The following is a 14,439-nucleotide window of genomic DNA, read 5'->3' on the forward strand; positions in this document are numbered from 1 at the left end:
CGCATCGACAGCGCCGGATTTGATCGGTGCTCAGTTCCTTGATGGAGGAAATTGCATGCGCTATGCCATTTGCTTCACGCCTCCGGCGAGCGACCCGCTGTCGCTTGTGGCCGCCAGTTGGCTTGGCCGAAACGTGTTTTCGGGCGATATGGTGGAGCCGCCGGCAGTTCGCGGCCTCGGCATTCACGAGATCGCCTTCCATACCGCCGTGCCGCGGCGCTATGGTTTTCACGGCGTTCTGAAGGCGCCGTTTCACCTGGGTCACAGTATGTCCGAAGCGCAACTCTTGCGCGATCTGATGCGTTTCTCCGGCACTTTCGTCCCCTTCCAGATTCCGCGCATCGAAGTCGCCAGGCTTGGCAATTTCTACAGCCTGCTGCCGAGCACCCCTTGTGAGCAGATCCAGTATCTCGCTTCGGCGATCGTGCAGGAATTCGACCGTTTCCGCGCGCCGCTCAGCGAGGCCGACATCGAACGCAGCGATCCGGACGGGCTGTCGGCGGCGCAGTTTTCAAACCTGCATCGCTGGGGCAATCCCTATGTGATGGAAGAGTTCCGCTTCCACATGCCGGTGACTGGCCCCGTCAATGCGATCGACATGCCGCGCATCGAGCCGGCGCTGCGGACGATTTTCGCGCCGGCCCTCATTGATCCGGTGACGGTTTCAAACGTGGCGCTGATGATCGAGGAGGGCACCGGCGGTCCTTTCCGCGTTCATTCTCTGCACCCGATGGGCAAGGTCAGCGCGCGCAAGATCGCCTGACATGAGATAAGCTAACTTATTGCGTGGAAAGGATAAAAATCCTCTGCGCAGTTTCCGTCTCGACATTCCGGCTGCGGATGCTACCGTTCTTCGTCTTTTCAGAAGGTGATTTGATGGTATCCGAGACTTATCCGCGCAATCTCGTGGGCTACGGGCGTCAGACGCCCGATCCGAAATGGCCTGAAGAGGCACGCGTCGCCGTGCAGTTCGTCATCAATTACGAGGAGGGCGGTGAAAGCTCGATCCTCGACGGCGATCCGGCGTCCGAAAACCTGCTGTCGGAGATCGTCGGCGCCGCCGCCTGGCCGGGGCAGCGCAATCTCAACATGGAATCGATCTATGAATATGGTTCGCGGGCCGGTTTCTGGCGGCTCTGGCGGATGTTCACCGATCTCAAGGTTCAAGCGACCGTCTACGGCGTGACGCTGGCGATGGCGCGCAACCCCGAGGCCGTCGCGGCGATGAGGGAAGCCGGCTGGGAGATCGCCAGCCACGGTTACCGCTGGCTGGAATACAAGGATTTTCCGGAAGATCTCGAACGCAAGCACATCCTCGAAGCCGTGCGCCTGCACACCGAGCTGACCGGCGAGCGGCCTTACGGCATGTATCAGGGCAAACCCTCGGACAATACGCTGCGGCTGGTGCAGGAGGAGGGCGGTTTTCTCTATTCCTCCGATTCCTATGCCGACGACCTGCCTTACTGGGTGAAGGGCGTCGACGGGAAACCCTTCCTGATCATCCCCTATACGCTCGAAACCAACGACATGCGTTTTGCCACACCGCAGGGCTTCAATACCGGCGAGCAGTTCTTCACCTACCTCAAGGATGCCTTCGATACGCTCTATGAGGAAGGCAAAGCGGGCAGCCCGAAGATGATGTCGGTCGGCCTGCATTGCCGTCTCGTCGGTCGCCCGGGCCGGGCGGCGGCGCTGAAGCGCTTCATCGAATATGTGCTGAAGCACGACAAGGTGTGGATTCCGCGCCGCATCGAGATTGCCGAGCACTGGCGCAAGCATCATCAGCCGGACGCGATCTGATGCTGTCGCGCGAGGATTTCGTTTCCCGCTTCGGCGGCGTCTTCGAACATTCACCTTTCATCGCCGAGCGCGCCTATGACGCCGGCAGCGTGACCGAGCCGCTGACGGCATCAGGCGTGCATGCGGCGCTTGCCGCCGTCTTCCGCGCAGCAAGCCGACAGGAACGTCTCGGCGTGCTCCGCGCCCACCCAGACCTTGCCGGGCGTCTTGCCATATCCGGCGAACTCACAGAAGACAGCCGGAAGGAGCAGTCCGGCGCCGGTCTCGATCGCCTGAGCCCTGCCGAGCACGCCCGCTTCACCGAACTCAATTCGGCCTATGTCGAAAAATATGGCTTTCCCTTTATCATCGCCGTCAAAGGACTCGGCAAGGAGGATATTCTGGAAGCTTTTGAAACACGGATCGGCAATGGCCTGGACGAGGAATTTTCGACCGCGACGGCCCAGGTCGAAAGGATCGCGCTGCTGCGTCTGACATCGATGCTGCCGGAGGCGGAATGAAGGAGAGGCGCGCCATCGACTATCTCAATGACATGCAAAAGGCGGCATCCCAAGCGCTGTCCTTCATCGGCGGAATGGATGAGGCGGCTTTCGCTGAGGACCAGCTTACCTTCAAGGCCGTTGCCTTCTGCCACTTCACCATCGGTGCTGCGGCATCTCGTCTGCTGGTGAGCCATCCGGAATTTGCCACCGAGCATCCCAATCTGCCGTGGACCAGGATCTGCAGTACCGGTAACCGTATCCTCGACGACGTCTTCGATCTCGATTCCTCCGAAATCTGGGAGGCGACGTATCGGACGCTGCCGGAGCTTCTTCGCGAGATCGATGCCGTCCGATACTGGCATGCCCAAGGTGAGTGAAGCGATGTCTCAGTTTCTCGACATTCGTCCCCTCACCCGTTCCGCCTTCGCTCCTTTCGGTGAGGTGATCGAAGCTGACCCGGGCTCGATGCGGCTGATCAATGGCGGCACGACGGAGCGTTTCCATGCGCTGGCCGCGGCGCAGGCGACGGGCGAGGGCGCCCGCGTTATCATCAATCTCTTTCGCGGCCAGCCGCGCAGCTTACCCTATGATATCGACATGATGGAGCGCCATCCCTTCGGCAGCCAGAGCTTCTCGCCAGTCTCCGGCCGTCCTTTCCTCGTCGTCGTCTCCGAGGACGAGGGTGGACGTCCGGGCAGACCGCAAGTGTTTTCGGCGCGCGGGGACCAGGGCGTAAACTATCGCCAGAATGTCTGGCATCATCCGCTGATGGCACTTGGCCAAGTCTCCGATTTCCTGGTCGTCGACCGCGACGGGCCTGGTAATAATCTGGAAGAGTTCTTCTTCGAAACTCCCTTCGTCATCAGAGAGCCAGCCCCATGACCGGACTGACCACCCATGTTCTCGATACCGCTCTTGGTAGGCCGGCCGAACGCCTCAGGATCGACCTCTTCCAGCTCGACGGCGAGATCCGCAGGCATGTGAAGACGGTCGAGACCAATGCCGACGGCCGGGTCGACGGCGGCCCAATCCTTGCCGGCGAAAATTTCCGGGCCGGCACCTATGAACTGGTCTTCCACGCCGGAGATTATCTGAGGGCCAGCGGCACGCCGCTACCGCACCCGGCCTTCCTCGATCTCGTGCCGATCCGCTTCGGCATCGCCGATATCACAGCGCATTACCATGTGCCGCTGCTGATTTCACCCTATGGCTATTCCACCTACCGAGGCAGCTAAAATGCGTTTTGCCGCGATCGCCGACATTCACGGCAACCATCTGGCGCTTGAAGCCGTGCTTACGGATATTCGCGCCGAGGGCATCGAGGACATCGTTAATCTCGGCGATTTCTTCAGCGGGCCGCTGGAGGCCGGCCGGACCGCTGATTTGCTGATGCCGCTTGGTCTGACCTCGGTTCGCGGCAATCACGATCGCTATCTGATCGAGCAGGATCCGGCATCCATGCATGCCTCGGATGCTTCAGCCCATCGGCAATTGACGCCGTCCCATCTCGACTGGATCCGCAGCCTGCCGTTCGACAACGTCTATCGCGGCGAGGTGTATCTCTGCCATGCGACGCCGAAGGACGATAATCTCTATTGGCTGGAATCGGTCTCGGCGGAGGGCGTCGTCTTCTTGAAGCCGATCGAAGCGATCGAGGCGCTGGCCGAGGGCATAGACCTGCCGCTGATCCTCTGCGGCCACAGCCATCTTCCCCGCGCCGTCCGTCTCTCCGACGGCCGCCTGATCGTCAATCCCGGCAGCGTCGGCTGCCCCGCCTATGACGATGTGCTGCCTTACTACCACAAGGTCGAAGCCGGCCACCCGCTGGCCGGCTATGCCATTCTGGAAAAGACGGCGGCGGGGTGGACGTGGCAGTTCAGGAATGTCGCTTACGACCATATGGCGATGTCGGCGCTGGCGGCCGAAAGGGGCCGTCGCGACTGGGCGAGCGCGCTGGCGGCGGGTTGGGTGAGATAGCGCAGACCCGCCTGCGTAGCGATCAATCCTTGGTCGGCGCCGAAGGGGCGATCGGTTTTGCCGGGGCTGCGGCCGGCGCTGGTGCCACCGGAGGCGCTGAGGGTATTGCCGGCTTTACCGGAGCTGCAACTAGTTTTGCCGGTTTTGCGCCATCGAGATTTCCAAGGAGGGACGAGATGGCGTTGTCGCCGTCGAAGCCTGCCTCTTTCAGCAATTTGTCGAGGATCGGCTTGTTTGCCTGATAGGAGAGGAGCTGGCCGGCCAAGCCTTCACCGAGACCGATGCCACTGTCGCCGTTCGAGCCGTTTCCGCGGCCGAGCATGCCGCCGGTGTCGAAGATCCTGATGTCGGAGATTTTCTCGATCGGCTTGACCGCCTCGGCGAGCGCCAAGGGAATGATGCGGATCCGCTCGCGGGTGATCTCGAATTCGATGACCGTCTGGCTCAGCTTGTTGCGGGCTTCATTGAGCAAGGCCGCGCTTTCGGCCTCGGCCTTACCGGTTTCGAGAATGCCCTTAGCCTTGATGATCGCCGCATCCGCTTCGGCGTTCGCCAGCGTTTTGATCGCTTCGGCCTGATCGATGGCCGCCTGTTTCTCGGCCTCGGCACCGACGGTCACGGCGGTCGCTTCGGTTTCGGCTTTCTTGCGCGCGTCGATCACGGCAATCTGTTTTTCGCGCTCGGCAATCTCGATCGCCTTGGCCGTGCCGACCTTTTCCTCTGCCGCGATCGCCAGCGCCCGGGCGGTTTCGGCGGCGGCCTTGGCCTCGGACTCCTCACGGCTCTTGTTGGCAACGGCGATCGCGCTTTCCTGCGCGACGATCTGAAGGTCGCGCTTGGCTTCGGTTTCGCGCTGCTGGACGGCGCGGGCGGCGTCGATGTTGGCGCTTTCGCGGGCCTGTTTGGCGGCTGCCTCGCGTTCGGCGATCGCCAGTTCAGAGGCGATGCGGGCTTCCTCCTCGGCACGTTTTGCCGCCTGCTCCTGTTGGGCGGTTTCGGCGCGCGTCGCCGCGGACTTGTTGGCGATGTCGCGTTCCTGGCTGAGCTCGGCTTCGCGCTTGGTCCGGTCGATGGTCAGCGATTGCTGGCGGGCCTCCAGATCCTTCTGGGCGATGGCGACTTCGGTGTCGCGAACGATTTCGTTCCGCTCCTTCTTGCGACTCTCGGTGATGCGGGTCAATGCCGCAAGACCTTGCGCATCGAAGAAGTTGTTGGCGTTGAAGTGCTTGATGTCGGTCTGGTCGAGGCGGGTCAGGGAGACGGATTCGAGTTCGAGGCCGTTCGACTGGAGATCGGCGCCGACGGCTTCCTGCACGGCCTTGACGAAATCCATGCGCTGTTCCTGCAGCGCATCGAGATTCATCGTCGCTGCCACCGAGCGAAGGCCGTCGACGAATTTGGCCTCGATCAGGATACGAAGCGCCTCGGCATCGTTGGTGCGGCTGCCGAGCGTCTGGGCGGCAAGCGCGATCGAGGAGGCATCGGGTTTGACGCGGACGTAGAACTCGGCGCCGATATCGACGCGCATGCGGTCCTTGGTGATCAGCGCGTCGCCTTCGCCGCGGCGGACTTCCAGCCGCAGCGTCTTCAGGTTCACCCTGGCTGTGGAATGGAAGATCGGCAAGACGACCGAACCGCCGTCGAGCACGACTTTCTGGCCACCGAGGCCGGTGCGCACATAGGCTTCGTCACGGCTGGAGCGTGTGTACAGGGAGGCGAGGACAAAACCGATGCCGAAGATCAGAACGATTGCAATGCCGGCCGGTAGAAGAATGTCATACATCATGACTGCTCCGTGAAAGATTGATTGTCCGATCCGGTGGGGTCCACCAGGGCGGGAATGGCGATAAATACATCTGCGTTGCGATCGACGAGGAGAACCTGCGTACCGATCCCGAGTGGCTGCTGATCCTTGGCGGCTCTGGCTCTCAGCACATGCCAGTTTCCATGCTGGTCCTTGACGCGGACGCGTCCCGGCAGTCCCTGATCGAGCGGGCCAAGGGACACTTCGGCAGTCCGGCCGACGAGGGTGTCGAGATCGACCGCATAGGTCTCGTCGTGCGGCACGATCCGCGCCACGGTCCTGCTCGAGGCCCTGACCATGGGGAAGGTGATCAACAGGGCGGGAATGACGGCGATGACGGAGGGCAGCGGCGCCCAGAAGGTGTTGGCGACGGCCTGGACGGCAAAGCCCGCAATGGCGAAGAAGCCGAGCGTCAGCATCAGCAAGATCAGCAGGGGAACGCCGCCGAGATTGAGCCAGGAGAGGTAGCCCGCAATGCCGTCATGGCCATGGAAATCGGGTTTTCCGAGAAGTTCCGTGATCGAAAAACCCATGACGGTCGCGAGCATCTCGATCGCCGTCAGACCCGCAAGAACGGCGGCGGCGATGGCAAAGGGAGCACATTCGGGGGCGAAGAACAGTGCCATCGGCGTTACCGGCTATCTGTCTTGAAGCGTGCGAGGCGTGCCTCGATCGCCTGTTCGCGGTGCAACCGGTCAAGTTCGTCCAATTCGGAGCTATGAGCGTGCTCACCAGCGGGAACGCCGGTCAGCCGCGAGACTGCCGCGGCCGCGCGGGCAGCACCTGCACCCGGTGTGGGCTGGCTGTGGCCGGTCGCGGCGTGTTCGGGATGCTGGGCAATGCTGCGCTTGAAATCGGCAAGGCGCGCGTCGGCCTCGCGGCGCGTTGCGAGCACGGCTTGCAGGGCTTTCTGGCCTTCGTCCAGCTGTTCCCTGGCATCGGCCAGTGCCTTGTCGATGGCCGCGATCTGGGATTCAAGGTCGATCTGGCGGGCAACGCCGGCCTTTGCCAGGTCATCGCGCCCGGAGGAGACGGCGAGGCGGATCTTCGCGTCGAGGGCTTTCAGGTCTTCGACGATTTCATCCCGGCGGCTCTGGATACGGTATTCCTCGGCGCGCGCCTTGCCGAGATCGGTGCGGGCGTCTTCCGCCGCCGCATCGATTTCACGGATCGCCTGTTCGATGACGGCGATCTTGTTGACGCCCTCTGCCTTGTCGACCGCCGCATTGGCGATGCCGGCGATCAGACGACCCATGCGTGAGAGAATGCCTTCGTTCGTCATGTTTTCCTCCATCCGAGCGGAATTCGGCGTGACGCCGATGTGAATCTCGTAGCGATCTGTGCCTGCTACGAGGTAGGCCGGAAAAATACTCTCCCATCCCTTTGAATAGCCCGCGACATCGAAGGGCACGGCAACGCGACCATGCACCGTGGCGATGGTCAGGTCCGAGGGGCCTTTGATGGCGAAGAGCTTGTCATCAAGCGGCAGATGCGGCGGATCGGCAGTGGCGCCGCGATTGGTGGCAAAATCGCGAAGGCCGAGCGTGACCAGCCTTGCCGGCAGGCCGGTCTGTTCGCGGACGGTTTCATAAGCAAGCTCATGCAGCACGACGAGATTGGCGCCCGCCCTGTCGTCGATGAGCTCCGTCAGGATGTCGATCATCCTGCGATAGGCGACTATCGTGTCATCGAGCGCCCGCCGGGCACTGTCATCAGGCGCCAATGTGTAGCGCAGAAGCGATGGATGCGGTGTTCTGCCCGTGTTTGCCATCAGTAAAACATAAAGCACCGCTTTTGTGCTTTCAAGAGGTGGCGCTAAAAATACAACCTAAGCTTAACATGCCGTTAGGAGGACGGAGGCAGCGTCGATTGTCGGATCACATTTGCCGATGGAAGACTCGGTGCGATCGGCTCCGCTCCCTATCGGACGGCCGTGTGCGCCTCGCGAATACCGGCGCTGATGCGGTTGATGATGGTCCATACGAGAAGGAGAGCCACCACCGCCCAAAGCCACGAAGTCCATGCTGCAAATGTACCACCAACCGCGACAAAGATGCCGAGCGCGCCAAAAAGCACCGCGCGGTCGCTCTTGCCCAGCGGCCCGTCGTACCGCCGGCTTGCCCCGACCGTTTGACCGAGAACGCCGGTAAATTCCGTCAGCGCCGAGAGGAATATGACGGCCATCGCCGGCACTAAGCCGTTCGGATCTATTAGCGCAAATGGCAAATACAGTGCGACATCCGACACGACATCACCGATCTCGTTCAGATAGGCGCCTAAAATGCTCTTCTGCCCATGTTCACGCGCCAGCATGCCGTCGATGGCATTGAGGCCCATGCGCAGGAGGAACCACACAGGCACCAGCAGGAACCAATGCGGAAGCGGGGCGACGCTGAGAAAAAGGCCCAATGCAACCGAGACGGCGGCGGCAACTGAAGTCACCTGATTGGCGGTGACGCCTCGCGCCGCCAGGGAGCGCACCAGCGGGCGAAGAATATTCTGAAACCGGGACTTCAATTGATAAACAGACATGCGACCTCAATGGCATTTCATGGCATCGGAGAAATCTATCCCGGCTGCGGCGGTGCAGATCGTCGTACTTGTGGGGAAGCCCATACTTCATAGTGGTTCTCGCATAGGGCTTACATTTGCGACTAGACTTTTGCAATGAATGCAAATCACTGTTCCGCTAATGGTTGCAACCCATCCACCGATCAGAATTGGAGAAGACCGTGCTGCAAACTGCCGATAGTGGGCAATCGTCATCGACGGCCAGACCAATGCATGAATCCGAATTCGCGTCGCATGATGGCACACGGCTGTTTTATCGGATATGGCCTGCGACGGGGGCTGCACCGAAGGGCGCAATCATTCTTCTCCATCGCGGCCACGAGCATAGCGGCCGCGTCGTCCATCTCGCCACAGAGCTCGGCCTCGATGATTTTTCCTTCTACGCCTGGGACGCACGCGGCCACGGGCGTTCACCGGGAGAGCGCGGCTATTCGCCATCCTTTGCTGCCTCGGCCCATGATCTCGATTGCTTCGTCCGCCATGTCAGCGAGACAAGCGGTACTGCCGTCGAAGACATCGCCGTCATTGCGCAGAGCGTCGGCGCGGTTCTCGCCACCACCTGGGTGCATGACTATGCGCCACCGATCCGTGCGCTCGTGCTTGCCTCGCCGGCCTTCAGTGTCAAGCTCTACGTGCCCTTTGCCAAAGAAGGCATTGCGCTCTGGGAAAAGCTTAAGGGGACATTCTTCGTCAATTCCTATGTCAAGGCGAGGTTCCTGACGCATGACCCCGAGCGCATCGCCTCGTACGAATCCGACCCGTTGATCACCCGGCCAATTGCCTCCAACATCCTGTTGCAGCTCTATGAGGCAGCAGCCCGCGTCGTCGGCGACGCCCGCGCCATCACCGTCCCCACCCAACTGCTGATCTCCGGCAGCGACTGGGTGGTGCGACACGCGCCGCAGCACCGATTTTACGAGAACCTCGGCAGCCGGATCAAGGAACGGCACGTGCTTGCCGGCTTCTACCATGACACGCTTGGCGAAAAGGACCGCGCAATTGCGCTCGCCGAGATTCGCCGTTTTATCGACGCGCGTTTTGCCGAGCCCCGGGCGCCTGCCGACCTTCGCACGGCCCATATCCAGGGCTATACCAAAGACGAGGCCGACCGGCTAGCAAGCCCTCTGGACGCCACATCCCCACGCGGCATCTACTGGGCGCTTAGCCGCCTCAACATCAAGCTTGGCGCTTTAGTGTCCGAAGGCATAAGGACCGGGGTCAAGACCGGTTTTGATTCCGGCTCGACGCTCGATTACGTCTACGAGGACATGCCGCGCGGGCTCGGTCCAGGCGGGCGTTTGATCGACAAGGTGTTCCTCGAGGCGATCGGCTGGCGCGGCATCAGGCAGCGCAAGCTGCACTTGCAGGAGCTGATCGACCGCGCGCTGCAGCGCCTGAAAGCCGCCGGCCGCAATACCCATATGCTCGATATAGCGGCCGGGCACGGCCGTTATGTCCTTGATGCGATCGAGGCGGCTGCCGTGCGTCCCGATAGTGCGCGGTTGCAGGATTACTCCCCCATAAACGTCGACGCCGGCCGCAACAGCATCGCCGCGCGGGGACTGGGTGATTTCGTCAGCTTCCGCCAGCAGGATGCCTTTGACGGCGAGGGGCTGGCTGCCATCACGCCGGCTCCGGATCTCGCGATCGTCTCCGGCCTTTACGAGCTGTTTTCCGACAATGCGATGATCGCCGCTTCGCTCAACGGCATCGCCCGCGCGATGCAGCCCGGTGGTCTGCTTGTCTACACCAACCAGCCGTGGCATCCACAACTGGAGATGATCGCCCGCGCACTGACCTCCCACCGCGGCGGCGAGGCCTGGGTGATGCGGCGGCGGACGCAAGAAGAAATGGATCAGCTGGTCGCGGCCGCCGGCTTCCGCAAAATCGAGCAACGCATCGATCAGTGGGGCATTTTCACCGTCTCGCTGGCCGAGAGAGTCTGAGGCAAAGCGTGGAGAAGGCACGTTCTATTTTTTCCCCGGCAGCACCGGTCCCGAAGCGGGCGGCGCTCTGGCTGGTCTTCCTGGCGCCGTTCTTCTATCTGAGCTATGGCGGCGCCAATTGGCTGGCATCGCAACGGGCTCATGTGCCGAACGTCGCCTTCGCATGGGAAAGCACCATTCCGTTCCTCGCGTGGACGATCATTCCCTATTGGTCGATCAACCTGTTCTATGCACTCTGCCTGTTCATCAACACGACGCCGCGCGATGTGGATAGGCTCGCGAGGCGTTATCTGACGATCCAGATAATAGCCGTCGCCTGCTTTGTCGCGTTTCCGCTCGAAGCGATCTTCGTGCGGCCGGCCACGAGCGGTCTGCCCGGCTTCATGTTCGCCGTCCTCGGTGGCTTCGATAAGCCGTTCAACCAGGCGCCGTCGCTGCATATCGCGCTCCTGTTGGTGATCTGGGATCATCTGCGCGGCCGGCTGCCACGGAAGGCGCGGCTTCTCTGGCACGTCTGGTGCTTTCTGATCGGCGCCTCCGTGCTGACGACGTGGCAGCATCAGGTCATGGACATACCGACCGGCATGCTGCTCGGTCTGTTTGCCGCCTGGCTTTTCCCGCGCGATGCCGGCTCGCCTCTCGCGAGCTTTGCGATGAGCGGCGATCCGAAGTCGCGCCGTCTTGGCGTCTACTATCTGTGCGGTGCCCTCGCATTCCTCGGTCTTGCAGTGCTCTGCACGCCTCTATCGGCCGCAGCGCTTCTGTTGCTGTGGCCGGCCGTTGCGCTGGCGATCGTCGCAGTCGGATATTTCGGCGCCGGTCCGCAGATATTCCTGAAACGCAGCGATGGCCGGGCCGCGCTTGCCAGCCGCTGGCTGCTGGCGCCCTACCGGCTCGGCGCTGTCATCAATGTTTGGCTCTGGACCCGAAAAATGCCGGCATCCGTCGCGATCGCTGATGGTGTCCATCTTGGTCGGTTTCCGCGACGCCATGAGGCTAACCGTTTTGCCACGGTGATCGACATTACCGGCGAACTTCAGCGGCCGAAAGGGACGCTCGCGGGCTGGTCCAGCTTTCCAACCCTTGATCTGACGGGTCTGGACAAGATCCAGATCCGAGCTGCGGCGAACCTTATCGAGGTTGCGCGCCAGCAGGGACCGGTCCTCGTCTGCTGTGCGCTCGGTTTCCAGCGGAGCGCCGGCGTCATCGTGCGCTGGCTGCTCATCAGCCGACGTTGCGACAATCCAGCCGAAGCGCTGCGGCTGATCGAACGGGCGGGGTGGCGTGTTTATCTGCCCGTGGAAAGTCTCCATGCCGTGGCGGAGGGCCTGCAATGACGCAGTGGAATAGCGCGGCCTCTGCGGCTGCGCGAAATCTCGGCCGCAATGCGATCGTCTGCGGGCTCACAGCGTTGTTGCCACTGATTGTCGGCCCGATCACCGCGGGATGTCGAGGTTTCGCTCCAACGCTCGGCTGGCTCTTGATGCTCGCTTTCTGCGGGATTGTCCTTGCGCTGGCGATCCACCTGCTCTTCGATGCGCTGTTATTTCGCCTCGCGTCGAGCCACGAGACAGAGGCCGCCGGCCTTGCCGCCATTGACGACCTCTTGTCCCGGATGCAGCTTCGCAAGCCTGACGGGACGCCGCGTGGCCTCGAGAAGCGGATTGCCGGATCGCGCCGCATCGTCTGGCAGCAGCGTTTCGCGCTCGCCATCTGCCTCGTGATTTTCGCGATCCTTCTGCTCGATGCGACCGATGGGCAGCCGCTCTGCTGAGCGGCTTCTCAAGCAGGGTCACTGACGCCCAGCGATGATCGACGAGTTCACGTCGTTGATGTCGCGCTTGCCGCAGAGCGCCATGGTGATGTCCATCTCCTTGCGGATGATGCCGAGCGCCAGCGTGACGCCCTCCTTGCCCATGGCGCCGAGCCCGTAGAGGAAGGGGCGGCCGATATAGGTGCCCTTTGCGCCGAGTGCCACGGCTTTCAGCACATCCTGGCCGGAGCGGATGCCGCCATCGAGATGGACTTCGATGCGGTCGCCGACGGCGTCGACGATCGCAGGCAGTATGCTGATCGAGGAAGGGGCGCCGTCAAGCTGGCGGCCGCCGTGATTGGAGACGACGATCGCATCGGCGCCGGTGTCGGCGGCGGCCTTCGCATCTTCCGGATCGAGTACGCCCTTGATGATCAGCGGGCCGCCCCATTGCTCCTTGATCCAGGCGACATCGGCCCATGAGAGCCGGGGGTCGAACTGTTCGTGCGTCCATGCGGCGAGCGAGGTGATATTGGAGACATTTTTCGCGTGGCCGATGATATTGCCGAACGTGCGGCGCTTGGTCTGCAGCATATCCAGGCACCAGAAGGGCCGGGTCGCCATCTGCCAAACGTGTTTCGGCGTGAATCTCGGCGGCGCCGACAGGCCGTTGCGCAGATCCTTGTGACGCTGGCCGAGGATCTGCAGGTCGGCTGTCAGCACCAGCGCCGAGCATTTGGCCGTCCTGGCGCGGTTGATCAGGTCGAGGACGAAATCCTTGTCCCTCATCACGTAAAGCTGGAACCAGAACGGGCGCGTCGTCACCGAAGCGACATCCTCGATAGAGCAGATGCTCATCGTCGACAGCGTGAAGGGAACCCCGAACTCCTCGGCGGCGCGCGCCGCCAGCATCTCGCCATCGGCATGCTGCATGCCGGTCAGGCCGGTCGGCGCCAAGGCCACCGGCATCGACACTTTCTGACCGATCATCGTCGTTTCCAGCGTCCGATCGGTCATATCGACCATCACCCGCTGGCGCAGCTTGATGCCGCTGAAATCACTCTCGTTCGCCGCGTAGGTCGACTGCGTCCAGGCGCCCGAATCCGCATAGTCGAAAAACATCTTCGGTACACGGCGCCGCGCGAGCTTCTTCAGATCGGCGATGGTGAGCGGAGTGGCCATGAATTGAACCTTCACATCTGAATGCGGCTATCCGGCGTACCATGAATTTGATGGAAAGTTACGGGAATTCGGGAAGGGAATACCCTGATCTGGCAGCAATTCAAAGTGCTATAGCGTCCTTTGCGCGTCTCAAAGGACGCAGCACGCTCTAGCCAGCTGTAGCAGGCGGGTTTCCTCGCCAGGGGTCGGATCTTAGGCGGCGTGCTCGTTAATCCGCGACTCAGAGGCGCTCTTTTGAAGGAGCCTTATAGCGTTCAAAGCTTCCGCTTTTGATGGGAAGGCGTCTGAATGAAATATGATCTCCCCTGTACCAGTCACGAGCCGAAATAGAAAACTGCCCTTTCGGTCTTCGTAAATCTCGAAGACCGTTCCGGCCGCTTGCCCATCGCGTTCCTCTTCGGCCATAAAAAAGGCAACTGCTTCGGGCGTCGGTACATCCATCGGGAAATGTTCATTTTCATAAACATCGATCAATGTTGCAAGAATATCGAGTTTATCGCCGTCGGGCGTGCCGCTTTTTGCGCCCCACAATTCTGCAACGACTTGGAGAGCTTCATTGTAGTCTTGCTCTGAATGAATGGGTTTTAAGTCAGCCATGTTGCACCTTAGCGACGTCTATACGGTCATAGTCTCTGTGCGTACCGATCCATTTTATCCAAATGATGGATTTTTCAAAGTCGGCTGCGACCACCAAACGAAAATCGTTTCCTTTGATGTTAAATACAATACGCCCTGCGTTTATGATGCTGGCCGAGGCAAACGTTCTCTTGATATCCGCGGCATTTTTCCAGTTCGCTTTGCTTGTCAGCGAAAACCAAACATCGACGGCCTCTTTCACCGCTGATTGATCGTGCCTGGCCGCCAAGGTAGCGACAAATTTCGTAAGCGTACTGCGTGCGATAACCCTCATTTTACGGCACTACC

The 14,439-nt window shown here is 61.3% G+C and carries 17 protein-coding genes; 10 read left to right on the forward strand and 7 right to left on the reverse strand.

The genetic code is table 11. The features are described from left to right. Nucleotides 1–55: 55 nt before the first annotated feature. The 7 genes from GR197_RS27205 (at nt 56) to GR197_RS27235 (ending at nt 4,259) form a co-directional block, all read left to right on the forward strand. Nucleotides 56–763 (forward strand): DUF1045 domain-containing protein, encoded by a 708-nt coding sequence (locus GR197_RS27205; RefSeq protein ID WP_164015250.1) that lies wholly within the window; start codon nt 56–58, stop codon nt 761–763. Between the two features lie 113 nt (nt 764–876). Beyond that, on the forward strand, nt 877–1,800 hold the full coding sequence (gene puuE, locus GR197_RS27210; RefSeq protein WP_164015252.1) for an allantoinase PuuE: 924 nt from the start codon (nt 877–879) through the stop codon (nt 1,798–1,800). Next, nucleotides 1,800–2,300 carry a 2-oxo-4-hydroxy-4-carboxy-5-ureidoimidazoline decarboxylase gene (gene uraD / locus GR197_RS27215; RefSeq protein WP_164015254.1) on the forward strand — a complete coding sequence of 167 codons (501 nt, stop codon included), beginning with the start codon at nt 1,800–1,802 and terminating at the stop codon, nt 2,298–2,300. Before puuE ends, uraD begins: the two co-directional genes overlap by 1 nt. Beyond that, nucleotides 2,297–2,659 carry a HepT-like ribonuclease domain-containing protein gene (locus tag GR197_RS27220; RefSeq protein ID WP_164015256.1) on the forward strand — a complete coding sequence of 121 codons (363 nt, stop codon included), beginning with the start codon at nt 2,297–2,299 and terminating at the stop codon, nt 2,657–2,659. The genes uraD and GR197_RS27220 overlap by 4 nt, the downstream gene beginning before the upstream one ends. Before the next feature lie 4 nt (nt 2,660–2,663). Then, entirely contained in the window at nt 2,664–3,164 is a 501-nt protein-coding gene (locus GR197_RS27225; RefSeq protein ID WP_164015323.1) for an ureidoglycolate lyase, read from the forward strand. Next, the gene (gene uraH, locus GR197_RS27230; RefSeq protein WP_164015258.1) at nt 3,161–3,517 is read left to right on the forward strand and encodes a hydroxyisourate hydrolase; all 357 of its coding nucleotides are present in this window, start codon (nt 3,161–3,163) and stop codon (nt 3,515–3,517) included. Before GR197_RS27225 ends, uraH begins: the two co-directional genes overlap by 4 nt. Nucleotide 3,518: 1 nt before the next feature. After that, a complete protein-coding gene (locus GR197_RS27235) occupies nt 3,519–4,259 on the forward strand; it encodes a metallophosphoesterase family protein (protein WP_164015260.1) in 741 nt (246 codons plus the stop codon). Between the two features lie 22 nt (nt 4,260–4,281). On the opposite strand, the gene GR197_RS27240 is transcribed toward GR197_RS27235, so the two are convergent. The 4 genes from GR197_RS27240 to GR197_RS27255 all read right to left on the reverse strand — a co-directional run bounded on the left by GR197_RS27240 (nt 4,282) and on the right by GR197_RS27255 (nt 8,595). After that, on the reverse strand, nt 4,282–6,045 hold the full coding sequence (locus GR197_RS27240) for a flotillin family protein (RefSeq protein WP_164015262.1): 1,764 nt from the start codon (nt 6,043–6,045) through the stop codon (nt 4,282–4,284). Beyond that, nucleotides 6,042–6,689 carry an OB-fold-containig protein gene (locus GR197_RS27245; protein ID WP_164015263.1) on the reverse strand — a complete coding sequence of 216 codons (648 nt, stop codon included), beginning with the start codon at nt 6,687–6,689 and terminating at the stop codon, nt 6,042–6,044. Before GR197_RS27245 ends, GR197_RS27240 begins: the two co-directional genes overlap by 4 nt. Before the next feature lie 5 nt (nt 6,690–6,694). Then, on the reverse strand, nt 6,695–7,834 hold the full coding sequence (locus GR197_RS27250) for a PspA/IM30 family protein (RefSeq protein WP_204330417.1): 1,140 nt from the start codon (nt 7,832–7,834) through the stop codon (nt 6,695–6,697). A 149-nt stretch (nt 7,835–7,983) separates the two neighbouring features. Next, nucleotides 7,984–8,595: a CDP-alcohol phosphatidyltransferase family protein gene (locus GR197_RS27255; protein WP_164015267.1), complete on the reverse strand. Its 612-nt coding sequence runs from the start codon at nt 8,593–8,595 to the stop codon at nt 7,984–7,986. Nucleotides 8,596–8,795: 200 nt separating this feature from the next. Here GR197_RS27255 and GR197_RS27260 point away from each other — a divergent pair, with 200 nt between their 5' ends. The 3 genes from GR197_RS27260 to GR197_RS27270 are packed head-to-tail and all read left to right on the forward strand — an operon-like array spanning nt 8,796 to nt 12,354. After that, nucleotides 8,796–10,580, forward strand: a complete 1,785-nt coding sequence (locus GR197_RS27260; RefSeq protein ID WP_164015269.1) for an alpha/beta fold hydrolase — start codon at nt 8,796–8,798, stop codon at nt 10,578–10,580. 8 nt (nt 10,581–10,588) lie between these two features. Beyond that, complete coding sequence (locus GR197_RS27265) at nt 10,589–11,917, forward strand: phosphatase PAP2/dual specificity phosphatase family protein (RefSeq protein WP_164015271.1); 1,329 nt, start codon at nt 10,589–10,591, stop codon at nt 11,915–11,917. Further along, nucleotides 11,914–12,354, forward strand: coding sequence for a hypothetical protein (locus GR197_RS27270; protein ID WP_164015273.1), 441 nt, complete (start codon nt 11,914–11,916; stop codon nt 12,352–12,354). Before GR197_RS27265 ends, GR197_RS27270 begins: the two co-directional genes overlap by 4 nt. A gap of 18 nt (nt 12,355–12,372) precedes the next feature. Here the strand turns inward: GR197_RS27270 and GR197_RS27275 are convergent, their stop codons facing one another. From GR197_RS27275 to GR197_RS27285, 3 genes are all read right to left on the reverse strand, one after another. Continuing rightward, nucleotides 12,373–13,515: an alpha-hydroxy acid oxidase gene (locus GR197_RS27275; protein ID WP_164015275.1), complete on the reverse strand. Its 1,143-nt coding sequence runs from the start codon at nt 13,513–13,515 to the stop codon at nt 12,373–12,375. A gap of 192 nt (nt 13,516–13,707) precedes the next feature. Continuing rightward, nucleotides 13,708–14,112 carry a DUF1508 domain-containing protein gene (locus GR197_RS27280; protein WP_164015277.1) on the reverse strand — a complete coding sequence of 135 codons (405 nt, stop codon included), beginning with the start codon at nt 14,110–14,112 and terminating at the stop codon, nt 13,708–13,710. Continuing rightward, on the reverse strand, nt 14,105–14,425 hold the full coding sequence (locus GR197_RS27285) for a type II toxin-antitoxin system HigB family toxin (protein ID WP_164015279.1): 321 nt from the start codon (nt 14,423–14,425) through the stop codon (nt 14,105–14,107). Before GR197_RS27285 ends, GR197_RS27280 begins: the two co-directional genes overlap by 8 nt. Nucleotides 14,426–14,439: the final 14 nt, after the last annotated feature.

It is taken from the genome of Rhizobium phaseoli (assembly GCF_010668805.1).
Taxonomy (GTDB): domain Bacteria; phylum Pseudomonadota; class Alphaproteobacteria; order Rhizobiales; family Rhizobiaceae; genus Rhizobium; species Rhizobium phaseoli_A.